Origin of the sequence: Streptomyces sp. NPDC008086 (genome assembly GCF_042957325.1) — a bacterium.
GTDB lineage: Bacteria > Actinomycetota > Actinomycetes > Streptomycetales > Streptomycetaceae > Streptomyces.
Genome location: NZ_JBIBIA010000008.1, coordinates 286,513 through 301,190, shown reverse-complemented (window position 1 = coordinate 301,190; position 14,678 = coordinate 286,513). Strand labels below are relative to the sequence as shown.

The following is a 14,678-nucleotide window of genomic DNA, read 5'->3' as shown; positions in this document are numbered from 1 at the left end:
CGGCTCGCCCCCATCCTTCGTTCCGTCGTCAGGCGCAGGGCCACCCCGGCGCGTCCCCCCTGTTGGCGGTCGGTCCTGGAGGGTGTTCGATGACGACGCTCGACGAACGTCACGGAGAAGGTGCGCGCGACGGGGACGAGCACCGAAACGACTTCGCCCTCGGCCCGGTCGAGGCATACGGCCCGGAGCACGGACTTCGCCCCGTGGTCCCACTGGACCAGCCCGGCACCGCGCTCCCCCGTTCCCTCGGCTCCAAGGCCGCGAACCTCGCCCGCGCGGCCCGCGCCGGGCTGCCCGTACTGCCCGGGTTCGTGATCCCGGACCGCGCCGGCGGCGACACGGTCGCCCTGCGGCGCGCCTGGGACGATCTGTCCGACAACGGCGCCCATCCGCTCGTCGTACGGTCCTCGTCGCCCCAGGAGGACACGGCCGAGTCGTCCCTGGCGGGCCAGTTCACGTCGGTGCTCGACGTCCGCGGCTGGGCGGAATTCCGTACGGCCGTACAGACCGTGCTCGACTCGGCGCACCGGCCCGACGGGTCCACGGCGCCCATGGCGGTACTGGTGCAGCCGATGCTCGCGGCACGGGTCGGCGGTGTGATGTTCGGTGCCGACCCGGTGGCGGGGCGGGCCGACCGGATCCTGGTCAGCGCGGTGCGCGGCGGGCCGGACAGCCTGGTCAGCGGCGCGCAGGCGGGCACCGACTACTGGCTGAGCGGGCGTGGACGCCTCTTGCGGAGCGAGTCTTCGCGGGCTCCGTGGACGCAGGCCCAGGCGAACGGCGGGCCGCTCACGCGCGGCCAGCTGTTCCGGCTGGCGCGGCTCGCGCGACGGGTCCGGCGGGTCTTCGGGGGGCCGCAGGACGTCGAGTTCGGGTTTGACGCGGACGGTCGGCTGTGGCTGTTCCAGAGCCGGCCGATCACCGCGATGGCGGCGCGACCGGCACGTGGGGCGCGGCTGCTCGGGCCGGGGCCGGTGGCGGAGACTCTGCCGGAGCAGCTGGCGCCGCTGGAGGGGGACCTGTGGGTGGCGCCGATGGCCCGCGGACTCGCCGCCGCGCTCGACATCGGGGGCACCGCGCCACGCCGGCTGCTGAGGTCGCTGCCGGTGGTCACGACCGTGGGCGGGCGTGCCGCAGCCGACCTGCGTCTCCTCGGCGCCGTCCCGCCCCGGCACCGCTGGCTCGCGCTGCTCAACCCGGCGCCCGGAGCGCGCAGGCTCGGCGCGGCCTGGCGGGTGGGCCGCCTGGTGTCCTCTCTTCCCGGACTGGCGACCGACCTGGCCGCCGACGTGGACCGCCACCTCGCCGAGGTCCCGTCGCCCGCGGAACTCTCCGCCCCCGCGCTGGCCGCCGAGCTCCGCTGGACCCGCCGGGTCCTGGTCTCCCTGCACGCCCAGGAGGCCCTCGCCGGCGCCCTCCTCGACGAACCGCCCGACAGCCGCACGGCGGCCGGCGCGGCTCTCACGGCCCTGGCCGAGGCCCGCGCCCTGGGCATACCCGACGATCAGGTGACCGCCACCCACCCCGTGACCCTCGCCCTCACGGCCCCGAGCCTGCGCGCACGGGGACGGCTGCCGGAGGCGTCCGCGCCGAGTCAGGTCGACGGCGGCCACCGTCCCGCCATCGGCCCGGCACGGCCGAGCGCCCCCACGAACGAAGCTCCCGGCCCGGCAGGACCCAGCGTCCCTACGAGTGCCGCCGTCGCCGTCCGCCCGACCGCCCACCCCGCGAACTCCCGGACCTCCCCTCCCACCCCCGCACCCCGCACCTCCCCTCGCCCAGCCGCATCCCGCACCTCCCCTCACCCAGCCGCTCCCCTCACCTCCCGCGCCTCCCTCACCGCCCTCCCGCCCCGCGAAGCCCTCCGGCTCCGCATCCGCTGGGTGCAGGAGCTGCAGGTGCGGCTCGTGCACGAGGTGGCGCGGCGACTGGGGATCCCGAGGGAGCGGGTCGGACTGTTGCGGTGGTCGGAGCTGGTCGCCGTGCTGGGCGGCGGCGCCGTGCCCGGCGACCTCCACGCGCGCGTGCCGCGGCCGGAGTCGCCCCCGCTGCCGGACGCGTTCCGACTCGCGGACGGTCACGTCGTGGTCGCCGAGCGCGGGGGCGACCGGGGTGGAGGCATGCGGGGCGTGTCCGCCGGCCGGGTCGTCGGGACCGTGTGGGACGGCACGGGTCCCCGGCCGACGGACGCCGTCCTGGTCGTACGCACCCTGGACCCCGCGCTCGCCCCGCTGCTGCCCGGCCTCACCGGCCTGGTCGCCCAGACCGGCAGCCCGTTGTCCCATCTGGCCGTTCTGGCAAGGGAGTTCGGGCTCCCCGCGGTCGTCGGCGCCGCGGACGCCGTACACCGTTTCCCGCCCGGCTCCCGCCTCACCGTCGACGGGACGGCCGGTGACGTACGACTGGGGGACGTGTCATGAGGAAGATCGCGTACGTCTTCGGAGCGGTGGTCGCCACCGGCGCGGGCACCTATCTGATCGTCTATCTGTACCGCTGGCAGTGGCAGCGGGCGATGATCTGCGGTGTGTTGCTGCTGGTCGTCGAGGTGATGCTGTTCGGCCTGGTGACGCTGGGGCGGCTGAGCCGGATCGAGGAGCGGTTGCGTGACAACGACCGGCGACAGCGGGAGCTGGACGCCCGCACGGAGGACGTGCTGACGCGGCTGCGGGAGCCGGCCGCGGCGCGCGAGGAGACGCGGTTCCGCTGGCTGGAGGACCCGGCGGAACGGTCGTATGTCTTCGTGCCGGTGCTGATGGTCGCCGGGGTGGCGCTGTCCGGGCTCGCCTGGGTGGTGCAGAAGCTCGCGTCGGCCACGGCCAGGCCGGCCGAGCGACGCCTGGCCGGACGGCTGGCCGTCCTCGCCGCCCCCGACGGCCCGTTCGAACCGGCGCAGGCCCTGGACGACCAGGACGACCTGCCTGCGCTGGGTGCCGGGACCTCCCGGAGCCGTACCGCACGCCGGACCGTCGTCGCCGTCGTCGGCGCCGCCCTGCTCACCGCGCTGATCGTGGGGCTCGCCGACCTCACCCAGACCCGTGAGGAGGAGGCCAACGACAGTGAGGTGACCTCCGTGGTCGTCCACGTCGACCTGCGGGGCGCCGACCTGTCGGCCGCGCGGCGCTCGCTCGCCGCCCAGCAGATCTGGACGGCCTGCCGGGACTCCACGTCCGTCCCGCTGCGCCACGTGGCCCTGGGCGACCTCGGCGATGGCCTGTTCGCCGGGGTCGTACGGCCCGCGCTCACCGAGCACAACCTGATGCGACTGCGCGGCTGCCTGGAGGACGCGACGCTGGACCAGGCCCATCTCACGGTGGTCGCCGTGGGTGACGCGGACGCGGACGACGACTGAGCCGAACGCGACGGCGGCCGAACGCGGCCGCGAGCCCACGCCAGCGCGCGAACACGTGTGAGTACACGCGAGTCCAGGCAAGCCCACGTGAGATACATCGCATAAACGGACAAAGTACCCATTGATCACGAAGCCGGGGGTACTCTGCCAATTGCGCCCTCGTCCCCTAGTCCCCCGGGTCGCTCATGGCTGTTCTCAGCGCAACCCTGCCCCGCCCTGCCGTCCGCCGCCGCCCGCTCCCCCAGCGCGCCCTGCGGATCCTCGTGGGCCTCCTCATCGGCTATCTCGTCCTGTGGGCCGTGGGCGCGGGCAGCGTCCTGGGCATGTCGTACCTGGCCCGACAAGAGACCGCGGCCCCCGTCGGAACCCGCAGCGTCCAGGGCGTGAACCACTTCCAGCCGGTGGACCGCGACGGCCGCCTGTGGCGGGGCTCCGCCCCCTCCCCCGCCGGTTACCGGGCGCTTGCGGGCATGGGCATCACCACCGTGGTGGACCTGCGCGCCGAGAACCTGAGCGCGGCCCAGCTGGCCGAACCGGGCAAGGCCGGACTGACGGCCGTACGCATGCCGATCCGCGACGGACAGACGCCGTCACCCCAGCAGGTGCAGAACTTCCTGCGCACCGTCACCTCGTCCTCCGGCCCGGTGTTCGTGCACTGCGGCGCGGGAGTCGGCCGTACGGGCGCGATGGTCGCCGCCTACCTCGTGAACACCGGCGAGGAGTCGCCGTCGCAGGCGGTCCGGCGCAACCTCGCGGTCGGACCGCCGTCGATCGAGCAGATCTACTACGGGCTGAACCTCAGCCCGGCCAAGGCGGAGCAGCCTCCGCTACCGGTCGTGGTCGTCAGCCGTCTGGTGGACGCTCCGCGGCGCATCATGTCGTACCTGTAGCCATGCCCGGTGAGTACGCCCAGCCGATGACGCCCAGCGGGTACCTCCGGTAACGCGCCTAGGGCTTACGCCCCACCGCCCCGTACCCGGGAATGACGCCGTCGTCCTGCCCGGGCACCGGTTCCCCCAGCTCAGCGTGCCAGTGGTGGGGCACCTCGACGCCGGGCTCGACGAGTTCGAGGCCGTCGAAGAAACGGGTGAACTCCTCGCGGGAGCGCAGGGCCAGCGTGACGCCGGCCGCCTTCAGCTTCTCGGTCGCCGCCTTCGACTCCTCGGGAGTGAAGTCGGCGGTCGCGTGGGACATCACCAGGTAGCTGCCCGAGGGGAGTTCGGACAGCAGCCGGCTGACCAGTTCGTGCGCGCCGTCCTCGTCGGGGACGAAGTGCAGCAGCGCGACGAGGGAGAGGGCCACCGGACGGCTGAAGTCCAGGATCTTCCGGGCACCCTCGACGATGGCGTGCGGATCGCGCACATCGGCCTGCAGGTACTCGGTGACGCCCTCCTCCGTGCCGCGCAGCAGGGCGGCGGCGTGGGCCAGCACGATGGGGTCGTTGTCGCAGTAGACGACGCGAGCGTCGGGGGCGATCCCCTGGGCGATCTGATGCAGGTTCGGCTCGGTCGGGATTCCGGTGCCGATGTCCAGGAACTGGCGTACGCCGTTCTTGGCCAGCCAGCGGGTGGCGCGGTGCATGAACGCCCGGTTGACCCGCGCCATCACCGGGACGCGTGGGTCGAGGGCGAGCATCTGCTGCCCCATGGCCTCGTCGACGGGGTAGTTGTCCTTGCCGCCGAGATACCAGTCGTACATCCGCGCGGGATGCGGCTTGCTGGTGTCGATCGCAGTCATGAGGCACTCCGTAAGACGCAAAGAATTATCAACTAAGCACCAGATCAAGGTAGTTACGGCTCAGGCAGGCAAGTGACTCAAGCGGCTCAGGAGAGAAGGAAGTCCGCCTCCCCCGCCTTGGCGCCCTCGATGAACGCCGTCATCTCGGCCGAGGTGTAGATCAGCGCCGGCCCGTCCGGGTCGGTCGACTGACGGACGGCGATCCGGCCGTCGGCGAGCTTCATCGCCTCCAGGCAGTTGCCTCCGTTGCCGCCGCTCCACGGCTTGTGCCAGCCTTCGCTGCCCAAGTCCCGCGCGGGCATGCCGTTGTAGACCTGTATGCGCGGCTTGATGCGATCCATTCACAGCTCCTTGCGGAGATCCCGGAGGATCCCCTTCGTGCGATGTGCCGTAGCGGCCTGCGCCGCCATGCGGTCCATGACCTCCAGGTGGGTCGCCACCTCGGTGCGCGCGTCGAGGTAGACGGCGCCGGTCAGGTACTCGCTGTAGACCATGTCCGGCAGTTCTGACATGGCAAATCGGAACAGCACGAAGGGCCCGTACGTGCCGGGGTGCGGCCCGTTCGCGAACGGGGCCACCTGCAACGTCACGTTGGGCAGCTTCGTGGCCTCGAGCAACCGGTCGATCTGGGCACGCATCACCTCCGGGCCGCCCACCTGGCGGCGCAGTACGGTCTCGTCCATCACGACCCACAGCCGGGGTGCGTCCTCCCGGGTGAGCAACTGCTGACGTTGCATGCGCAGGGCGACATGGCCCTCGATGTCGTCGGGGCTGGTCTGGCCGATGGCGCCCGATCTCAGCACTCCGCGCGCGTAGTCCTCGGTCTGGAGCAGGCCGGGCACGAAGTGGGGGTCGTACGACCGGATGAGGCTGGCGGCGCCCTCCAGGCTGACGTACATCGAGAACCAGCCGGGCAGGATGTCGTGGAACCGCTGCCACCAGCCGGGTTTGTTGGCCTCCTCGGCCAGCTGCACGAAGGCCTCGGCCTCCTCGTCGGAGATGCCGTAGGCCTTCAGGAGCAGCTGGAGGTACGGGATCTTCAGCCCGACCTCGGCCATTTCCATACGGCGGACCGTGGCGGGGGCGACGCGCAGGACGCGGGCGGCCTCCTCGCGCTTCAGCCCGGCGCGTTCACGCAGGTCGAGCAGGCGTCGACCGAGGACGACCTGGCCGACCGTAGGCGCGGACCGCGGCTCGCTCACGCTCCACCTCCACGAAACGAAATCCCATCGACTGAACCTGACAGGCCGGCCGGACCCTGGCCGGCCGGCTGAATCCTGACCGGTCGACCGAATCCTGACAGACCGGCTGAATCCTGACAGGCCGACGGCGCCATTCGAAGACCTATCGAGGGTCTCGGCAGAACCGGCCGATCCTCGGTGATCCCAACTGGCGCCGTTCGACATGCTGTTGCCAGCAGTGTGCCACGGCCTTCCAGAGAGTCACACAGCACTCTGCAATTTTCAGAGTGACACTTGCCAAGTGTTCACGGCGGGGCGATAGTGGCAAGCGTGATTCCGTCCCCGCCCTTAGGAACAGACGCCGCCGCGGCCCCCCACGGCCTCGGTGCCGCCCCGGCGGTCGGGCCCCAGCGGGGCGCCGCCGCCGAGCGCCGGTTCCGCTTCGAACTGGCCGCGCATCCGGGTTCGCCCGCGCAGGCCAGACGCCTGACCAGGGCGCGGCTGAACGGCTGGGCGGTGTGCGAGGACACCTGCGACACGGCTGCGCTGGTCGTGTCCGAGCTGGTCACCAACGCGATCGTGCACACCGCGAGCGAGCACATCGTGTGCGAGTTGCACGACGGTGCCGACCTGGTGCGAATAGCCGTACGTGACGAAGGGTGCGCGCCGGGTGAACCGCACCCGCTGGCCGCGCGCCCCGAGGACGAGCACGGCCGGGGGCTGCTTCTCATCGACGCCCTGTGCCATGCGTGGGGGGCCCATGAGCAGGGGGCCGGTCTTGTGGTCTGGGCCGATCTGGCGCGTGCCGCCGGGTTTGCCGACGCTTCCGGCGCCGGCACGGGGCCGTACAACGATCTCGGGTGGGGGTCACGGCCCAAGCCGGGGCCGTCCGGAGGGTCGGGCGACGAGGACGAGGCGCAGGCGCGGTACGGCAGGGGAACGGGGGCCGCATGGCTGTGAGGGGCGTGTCCGGCGGCGGTCGGGTGTTGAGTCTGGATTCGCTGGTCCGTCTGCGCCGGGCGTTGCCCGCCGCTTCGAGTGTGCCTCGGCGGCTGGCCGTGCCGGACGGGATGACGGCGCCGTTGGGGTGTGACGCGGTGGCGGTGCCGGCGCGGTTCGGGCCGCTGGTCATGCCTCGGTTGCCTCGGGTGGGGTGTGTGTACGCCGACGAGGCGCACTGGTGGTGGATCGTGCCGTCGGATTCCGACTACGCGTTGGAGTGGCCGGAGGCTGTGCGGTACTCGACGGGGGCGGTGGTGCTGGACACTCCTCGGTTGATTCATCGGCCTGAGGGGTCGGTGCCTTATACGCCGCCGATTCCGCTGTATCTGGCGTTGTGCCGGGTGATGGGGATTACGCCGTCGTGGTCTCGGCAGATCTCGGCCTAGGGCTTCACTGTCGTTTCCTCGCCCCCGCCGCCCCTACCCGTCCCCTCCCTTGAAGGGGCTCCGCCCCTTCGACCCCGCTGTCGGCCCCGCAGGCCTCGTCCTCAAACGCCGGACGGGCTGAAACCATCGGGCCCTGCGGGCCTCGTGCTCAAACGCCGGACGAGCTGAAACCGTCGGCCCCTCGAGCCTTGTCCTCAAACGCCGGACGGGCTGAAACCGTCGGGCCTTCGGGCCTCGTGCTCAATCGCCGGACGGGCTGGAGGATGCCGGTCCGGGTTGAGAGCTGACCGCATACGCCCGGCGCGCACCTGCCGGGCTCTCTCGCGCCCTCCCCTGCTCGCGCCCCTCCCGCCATAGTGGCCCTCCGTCGGTCGGGGGAGGGTGTGTGGTGGGGAAGAAGCGTGGTGTTGGTGGGGCTGGGGTTTCGGAGTCGGAGCGGCTGTTGTTCGGGGGGCCGCTGCGGTACGACATGGGGTGGAACCAGCATCGAGACGCCTTTCTGGAGCTGAACTTCCGGGCGATGGTGACGCGGCTGCCGTCGTTGTTGGCGTCGAGTTTCCGGCTCGCGTGGCAGGCCGACCGGCGGGCGGCGCGGACGGTGCTGGTGGCCGAGGTGGGGCGGGGGCTGGGGCAGGCGGTGGGGCTGCTCGCCGTGAACAGTGTGCTGGGGCGGCTGATCGGGGGCGGGTCGCTGGAGGAGCGTTTACGGGGTGCCGTTCCCGCGCTGGTCGCGATGGCGGCGGTGATGGTGGTCTCGACGTTGCTGCGGGCGGCGTCCACGTATGCCACGGGGCGGCTGGAACCCAAGGTGGAGCGGGTGGCGACCGAGCTGTACCTGGAGCGGGCGGCGGCGGTGGAGCTGGCCGCGATCGAGGACCACGCCTTTCACAAGCTGCTGGACACCGCGCAGTACGGGGCCGGGTCCGCCCGGCGCATGATCTCCTACAGCACGCGGGTCGTGAACGCGGCCATCTCGCTGATCGCCGCGGCGGGTGTGCTCACCGTGCTGCATCCCGCCCTGCTGCCCCTCCTCGCGACCATGACGCTGCCCAGCGCCTGGAGCGCCCTGACCAATGCCCGGCGCCGCTACGAGTCCTTCCACACCTGGGTGCAGCACTCCCGGGCCGGCCACCTGATCAGCGGGCTGCTGACCGAGCCGGCCGCCGCGCCCGAGATCCGCGTGCACGGCGTCGGGCCCTTCCTGCTGCGGCACTACCGGGCGATGTCGGAGACGGCGGAGGCGGAGCAGGCGCGGCTGGCCCGGCTGGCGGCGCGTACGGGGCTGATCGCGGCGGCGTGGACGGGGCTCGCGACCGTCGCGACGTACGCGACGCTGGGCGGGCTGCTGCTGGGCGGCGCGATGGCGCTCTCCGTGGCGGGTACGGCCGTCATCGCGATCCGCACCGGCTCCTCCAGCCTCGACAGCCTCGTCCTGGAGGTCAACGCGCTCCATGAGGAGGCCCTCTTCGTGGGCGATCTCCAGCGGCTGTACGTCGAGGCCGCCGAGCGGGCGATTCCGGTGGGCGGGGTCGCGCTGCCCGAGGATCCGACGGAGATCCGGTTCGAGAAGGTCGGCTTCAGTTACCCCGGGGAGTCCGCCCGTCCCGCCCTGGACGACGTCACGCTCACCCTGCCGCTCGGCCGGATCGTCGCGCTGGTCGGCGAGAACGGCTCCGGGAAGACGACCCTGGTGAAGCTGCTGGCGGGGCTCTACACCCCGGACCGGGGCCGCATCCTCTGGGACGACGTCGACGCGGCGACCGCCGACCGGCACGAGCTCGCCGAGCGCATCGCGATGGTGGCCCAGGACTTCAAGCGCTGGCCGTTCACCGCCCGGGTCAACGTCGCCGTGGGCCGCTCCTCCGCGCCGCTCACCGAGGAACGGCTGGCCGCCTCGCTGGGCGAGGCCGGGGCCGAGGACGTGGTGGCCGATCTGCCGCGCGGGCTGGACACCCTGCTGGCGCGCAACTTCAGCGGCGGCCACGAGCTGTCCGGCGGGCAGTGGCAGCGGCTGGGCATCGCCCGGGCGGCGTACCGGCGTGGTCGCATCCTGATCGTGGACGAGCCGACGGCGGCGCTGGACGCGCGGGCCGAGCTTGAGGTCTTCGAGAAGATCCGTGCCCTCGCCTCCACCGGGCAGACGGTCGTCCTCATCACGCACCGGCTGGCGTCCGTCCGCCACGCCGATCTGGTGCACGTCCTCGACCAGGGCCGGCTCGTGGAGTCCGGCACGCCCGACGAGCTGCTGGCCACGGGTGGTGTCTACGCGGAGCTCTACTCGCTCCAGGCGGAGCAGTTCACCTCGCGGGTGCCCGCGCCGAAGGCGGGCTGACGCCCGCGGTCGGCTCAGGCGGCGGCGTCGACCGGGACGTCACCGCGGACGATCACCAGGAAGGCGTCCGTCGCGAGGTCCATGACGACCTCGGCGGCCAGGCCCTCCATCCGCCGCGCGTGTGCGAACTCCTCCGCCGGCCACGAACCCCGCGGCCCGCCCGCGGGAAAGCGTTCGAGCACGGTTCGCCCGTTCAGCATCCTGCACCTCCGATCAGCGTCGTTCGTACTTGTAGGAGTTAACGCCTGCCGGAGATGAATCGCCTCGCCCGGTGACGGGACTGAGACGTAGTTGACACTCGTTCAGCGCGATGGGTGAGCATGCGCTCACCCTCGATGATCCACCGCTACGCCCCGTGTCAGTCCTCGTACTCGTCGTGATACCGGATGCGCTCACTGCCCGCAGGCGCCCCAAGGGCCGACGCACGCCCCTTGGGCTCCTCCCACTCCTCCTGCCGGCCGAGCGCGGTGAGGTCCAGGAAGCCGGTGGTCGAGCCCAGCCCGTCCAGACCGCGCTCATAGGTCGAGTAGGTGTGGAAGACCCGGTCCCGCTCCCGCAGGAAGCAGCTGACACCGGGCCGTTCCACCAGCTCGCCCTCGTGCTCCAGGGTCACCTCGAAGTCGTGGTTGAAGTCGCTGCCGTACGACGAGTACCAAGGCACGGTCCAGCCCATGCGCGCCTTGAAGGGAAGGATCTTCGTGTACGGCGCCCTGGACACGGCGACGAGGGTCGTGCCGCGCGCCTTGAGGTGCGCCAGATGCCCGATCTGGTCGAGGAATCCCGAGCAACTGCGGCATCCGGCGTCCCATTCCGGGGCGAACATGAAGTGGTAGACGACGAGTTGGCCCCGCCCCTCGAACAGATCGAGCAGGGCGGCCTTGCCGTCACCGCCCTCGAAGACGTACTCCTCCTCCACCTCGACCATCGGCAGTCTGCGCCGCTCGGCGTTGAGCGCATCACGCGCACGCGTGACCGCCTTCTCCTTGACCAGCAGTTCCTCACGTGCCGCGCGCCACCGCGCCCGCGACACGACCTCCGGAAGCGACATGGACGCCCCTCCTCGCAACGGTCCGTTCCGGGTGGTGACCGGTGGGCGGGGCGGAACTCATCGCGGGGTGCGGAAGTTTTTCGGAGGACTTCTCAGGTGTCGTATTCCTGGATCCGCCCGCCGTGGCCGCGGTCCAGGAGCGCCGGGAGCCTCTCCCCCAGCTCCCTCACCACCGCGGGCACGTCGATCGTCAGCAGCTCCCGGTCGCGCATCAGGATCCGGCCGTTCACGATCGTCGTGCGGACGTCGGAGGAGCGGGCGCTGTGGACCAGGGTGGCGGCGAGGTCGTGGACCGGCTGGGTGTGGGGGCCGGTGAGGTCGACGAGGATGAGGTCGGCGCGGCGGCCGGGGGCGAGGGTGCCGAGGATGTCGCCGAGGCCGAGGGCGCGGGCGCTCTGGAGAGTGGCGTGGTGCAGGGCTTGACGGGAGGTCAGCCAGCGGGGGTCGCCCGTGGTCGACTTCTGGACGAGGGCGGTGAGGGCCATCGACTCCCAGACGTCGAGGGAGTTGTTGGAGGCGGCGCCGTCCGTGGCGAGGCCGACGGGGACACCGATGTCGTGCAGGGCCCGGACGGGTGTGGTGGTGGGCCAGGCGAACTTGAGGTAGCCGCGGGGCGCGGTCGCGACGGCCGTACGGCCGGAGGCGTCCCGCAGGATCGGCAGGTCACGGTCGAGGATGCCGGTGCCGTGCGCGATGAGGACGTCGGTGTCGAGGATCCCGGTGCGCCGGAGCACCTCGATCGGGGTGACGCCGTGGCGGGCGAGGCTGGTCTCGGCCTGGTCGCGGTTCTCGGCGGCGTGCAGGTGGACGGGGAGGCCGTGCTCGCGGGCGAGTTCGGCGGTGGCTGAGAGGTCGGCGTCGTCGACGGTGTAGGGGGCGTGCGGGGCGAGGGTGGTGGTGATCCGGCCGTCGGCGGAGTCGCGGTGCCGCAGCGCGAACTCCAGTGACTTCTCCCGCCCTCGGGGGCCCTGGGAGGAGAAGTACGCCTCCCCCAGGTGGGCCCGGATGCCGCACTCCTCGACCACGGCGGCCACGGCGTCCATCGAGAAGTAGTGGTCGGCGAAGCAGGTGACGCCGCCCCGGATCATCTCGGCGCAGGCGAGCCGCGCCCCCAACTCCACGTCCTTCTCGGTGAGGTTGGACTCGACCGGCCAGACGACGTCGTTGAACCACTCCTCGGTGGGCAGGTCCTCGGCGACCCCGCGCAGGGCCACCATCGGGGCGTGGGTGTGGCAGTTGACGAGGCCGGGGAGGGCCACCTGGCCCGACGCGTCGAGGCGTTCGACGGCGGTCCGGTCGCGTACGTCGTCGGCCGTGGTCACCTCCTCGACGACACCGCCGCGTACGACGATCGCGGCGTCCTCCTGGAACCCGATCCGCTCCTGGTCGTCGTGCAGGAGGACGGTGCAGCCGGTGACGATGAGGTCGGCGGGGGCCTGTGCGGGAGAAGGCGTCATCACGCCAACGTACGGCTCGGTCGTCGGGCCGCGTGAGGTGAACCGCGCATCCCGCGGCCGTCGCCCGGTGGCGCGGGCAGGCCGGGTCGGATCACGCGCCGGTCCGGGTGCGGGTCGGGGGCCGAGGCCCGACCGGTCCCCGCTCCTGCGCGAGTTCCGCCAGCAACTCGGTGAGCTGGGCGCCGTGCCGCGGCGTCAGCCGGCCCGAGTCGTCGAGGTGTACGGCGCACGCGGTGGTCGCGTCGACGAGCCGCTCCAGCGTGGCGACGACGTCATCGGCCCCCTCGGTGTGGCGGGCGAGCGCGGGCAGTTCCGCCGCGGCGAGGGCGATGGCGGTACGTGCCTCGGCGAGCGCTCGGTAGGCCTCGCGACGGAGCGTCCAGCGCAGGGGGCGGGCGTCCGTGCGGGTGTCGTGGGCGGCGCCCGACCCGCGGGGATCCCTTACGCGGCCAAGGTGATCACCGTGAGCACCGTCGGCCTCGTCCGCCTCGCGCAGAACATGGGCGAGGTAGGCGTGCGCGGCCCGGTGTGCCTCGCCGACGCGGGCGCGGACGCCTCCGCCTCGTTGGCCCGGCATCGGAAGGTGCCCCACGACCAGCACGATCGCGCAGGCCAGCAGGGTCTCGCCGATACGGCTGGCGGAGGCCTGTGGTTCGCCGCCGACCATGACCAGGGCGAGTACCAGCACGGTCACGACGGCCGTCTGGGCGGCGAAATGGCGGGTGGCGACGGGGATGAGGGCGCCGCTGAGGGCGACCAGCGCGATGAGGCCCTCGGGTCGGGGCAGCACGGCCGCGAATCCGGCGAAGAGGAGGGCGCCGAGCACGGTGCCGGCGGCCCGGCAGAGCACCCGGGACACGAGCGGGCCGAGGTCGGGCTTGACGAGGAAGACGGCGGTGGCGGGCAGCCAGTACCAGTGTTCGTGCTGGCCGTACCACTGGGCGTGGTGCAGGGCCTGGGCGATGGCGGCACTGGCGCCGAAGCCGAGCGCGACCCGCAGTCCGTACTCCCGTCCGCCGGCCCCGAGGACGGCCCGGACCCGGTCCTTGGCCGTACGGCGACGCCGGGTGTGCAGGTCGCTGTCGCCTCGGCCCCGGTCGAACGCCTCGGCGGCGTGCAGCAGGGCGTCGTCGAGGGCGCGCAGGGCGGGCGCGGAGCGAGAGGGCGCGGGGAGGGGGCCGGTGTGCGTGTTGCCGCGTACGGCCGCGGCGAGCCTGCGCGGCCCTTCGGAGGCGCGCTCGGCGACTCTCTCCCCGGCCCAGGCGAGCGCGGTGGCGGCCTCGGCGAGGGGCAGGGCGGCGGCGTACTGCGCGTGCAGCCGGCGTTCGGCGGACGAAGAGGCGTACCGCCGGAGCCGGGGTCCGGTGAGGGCGTCCTGCGCGTGGTCGAGGGCCGCGGTGAGCGCGACGCGGCGGGCGACCGCGTCCTGGGTGCCGACGGCGTCGAGGAGGTCCGCGACGGCGTCGTACACATCGGCGACGGCGTCCCGCTCCCCGTCGAAGCGGAAGTCCCCGACGAGCGAGCCGGGCGTCGGCAGGGCCAGCCGGAGCCCGAGCAGCCAGGCGGCGCCGGCGAGATAGACGAGCGCCCGCTGCCACCCGCTGTCCGGCAACGGCATTCCGGCCCCGATGGCGGCGGCGACCAGGAGTTGCGTGCCGGCGGCGGAGGCGACGGACCCGATGGCGCTGATGCCGCCGGCGAGGAGGCCGAGGCCGGTGAGGAGGAGGGTGAGCGGGACGGCGCCGAGGTGGTCACCGGCGTACGTACCGACGAACAGTCCCGCGGCTCCGGCCAGCGCGGGCATTCCGAGCCTCCTGACTGAGGCGCGGCGGCTGCCCGGACGGTCGTTGATTCCGGCGAGCATGGCGGCGATGGCGGCCACCACGCCGAGGGAGGTGCGGTCGGCGAGGACCGCGGCGAGGAGGAGGGGGCCGGCGGCCAGGGCTCCTCGGAGGACCGCGTTCCAGGGCACGGGTCCACGCTGGGTGCGCAGCGCGTGGGCGAGCCAGGGCGGAAGGGCGAGGGCCGGGCGTGCGGGGCGGGACAAGGGGCTCCTGTCGGGGCGAGGGCGGGGGTGTGCCTTCGGGCGACGGTGGCCGGGCGGCGGGCTGTGCTGCCCACCGTAGATCGAAGTCCTGGAGGGGATGGGACGGTCGTATTTCGGGGATGTGACGATGCCGGGAAAG

The 14,678-nt window shown here is 72.6% G+C and carries 13 protein-coding genes; 6 read left to right on the top strand and 7 right to left on the bottom strand.

Annotation, left to right across the window (positions count from 1 at the left end; all coding sequences use genetic code 11):
* Positions 1 to 89: 89 nt before the first annotated feature.
* From ACFZBP_RS28790 to ACFZBP_RS28780, 3 genes are all read left to right on the top strand, one after another.
* Positions 90 to 2,420 (top strand): PEP/pyruvate-binding domain-containing protein, encoded by a 2,331-nt coding sequence (locus ACFZBP_RS28790; RefSeq protein WP_391417288.1) that lies wholly within the window; start codon positions 90 to 92, stop codon positions 2,418 to 2,420.
* On the top strand, positions 2,417 to 3,349 hold the full coding sequence (locus ACFZBP_RS28785) for a hypothetical protein (RefSeq protein WP_391417286.1): 933 nt from the start codon (positions 2,417 to 2,419) through the stop codon (positions 3,347 to 3,349). The genes ACFZBP_RS28790 and ACFZBP_RS28785 overlap by 4 nt, the downstream gene beginning before the upstream one ends.
* 185 nt (positions 3,350 to 3,534) lie before the next feature.
* Complete coding sequence (locus ACFZBP_RS28780) at positions 3,535 to 4,239, top strand: dual specificity protein phosphatase family protein (protein WP_383444966.1); 705 nt, start codon at positions 3,535 to 3,537, stop codon at positions 4,237 to 4,239.
* Between the two features lie 58 nt (positions 4,240 to 4,297).
* On the opposite strand, the gene ACFZBP_RS28775 is transcribed toward ACFZBP_RS28780, so the two are convergent.
* The 3 genes from ACFZBP_RS28775 to ACFZBP_RS28765 form a co-directional block, all read right to left on the bottom strand.
* Positions 4,298 to 5,086, bottom strand: a complete 789-nt coding sequence (locus tag ACFZBP_RS28775; RefSeq protein WP_391417284.1) for an SAM-dependent methyltransferase — start codon at positions 5,084 to 5,086, stop codon at positions 4,298 to 4,300.
* 86 nt (positions 5,087 to 5,172) lie between these two features.
* Positions 5,173 to 5,427 (bottom strand): DUF397 domain-containing protein, encoded by a 255-nt coding sequence (locus ACFZBP_RS28770; protein ID WP_062719140.1) that lies wholly within the window; start codon positions 5,425 to 5,427, stop codon positions 5,173 to 5,175.
* Positions 5,428 to 6,288: a helix-turn-helix domain-containing protein gene (locus ACFZBP_RS28765; RefSeq protein ID WP_383444960.1), complete on the bottom strand. Its 861-nt coding sequence runs from the start codon at positions 6,286 to 6,288 to the stop codon at positions 5,428 to 5,430.
* 300 nt (positions 6,289 to 6,588) lie between these two features.
* On the opposite strand from ACFZBP_RS28765, the gene ACFZBP_RS28760 reads away from it, so the two are divergent.
* The 3 genes from ACFZBP_RS28760 (at position 6,589) to ACFZBP_RS28750 (ending at position 9,987) form a co-directional block, all read left to right on the top strand.
* Entirely contained in the window at positions 6,589 to 7,227 is a 639-nt protein-coding gene (locus ACFZBP_RS28760) for an ATP-binding protein (RefSeq protein ID WP_391417281.1), read from the top strand.
* On the top strand, positions 7,218 to 7,655 hold the full coding sequence (locus ACFZBP_RS28755; RefSeq protein WP_391417279.1) for a hypothetical protein: 438 nt from the start codon (positions 7,218 to 7,220) through the stop codon (positions 7,653 to 7,655). The genes ACFZBP_RS28760 and ACFZBP_RS28755 overlap by 10 nt, the downstream gene beginning before the upstream one ends.
* 469 nt (positions 7,656 to 8,124) lie before the next feature.
* Entirely contained in the window at positions 8,125 to 9,987 is a 1,863-nt protein-coding gene (locus tag ACFZBP_RS28750) for an ABC transporter ATP-binding protein (protein WP_383445703.1), read from the top strand.
* 14 nt (positions 9,988 to 10,001) lie between these two features.
* Here ACFZBP_RS28750 and ACFZBP_RS28745 read toward each other — a convergent pair whose 3' ends face one another.
* The 4 genes from ACFZBP_RS28745 to ACFZBP_RS28730 all read right to left on the bottom strand — a co-directional run bounded on the left by ACFZBP_RS28745 (position 10,002) and on the right by ACFZBP_RS28730 (position 14,539).
* A complete protein-coding gene (locus ACFZBP_RS28745) occupies positions 10,002 to 10,187 on the bottom strand; it encodes a hypothetical protein (protein ID WP_383444951.1) in 186 nt (61 codons plus the stop codon).
* 158 nt (positions 10,188 to 10,345) lie between these two features.
* The gene (locus ACFZBP_RS28740; protein WP_383444948.1) at positions 10,346 to 11,035 is read right to left on the bottom strand and encodes a DUF899 domain-containing protein; all 690 of its coding nucleotides are present in this window, start codon (positions 11,033 to 11,035) and stop codon (positions 10,346 to 10,348) included.
* A gap of 92 nt (positions 11,036 to 11,127) precedes the next feature.
* The gene (locus tag ACFZBP_RS28735) at positions 11,128 to 12,492 is read right to left on the bottom strand and encodes an amidohydrolase family protein (RefSeq protein WP_391417276.1); all 1,365 of its coding nucleotides are present in this window, start codon (positions 12,490 to 12,492) and stop codon (positions 11,128 to 11,130) included.
* 91 nt (positions 12,493 to 12,583) lie between these two features.
* Positions 12,584 to 14,539 carry an FUSC family protein gene (locus tag ACFZBP_RS28730; RefSeq protein ID WP_391417274.1) on the bottom strand — a complete coding sequence of 652 codons (1,956 nt, stop codon included), beginning with the start codon at positions 14,537 to 14,539 and terminating at the stop codon, positions 12,584 to 12,586.
* Between the last annotated feature and the right edge of the window lie 139 nt (positions 14,540 to 14,678).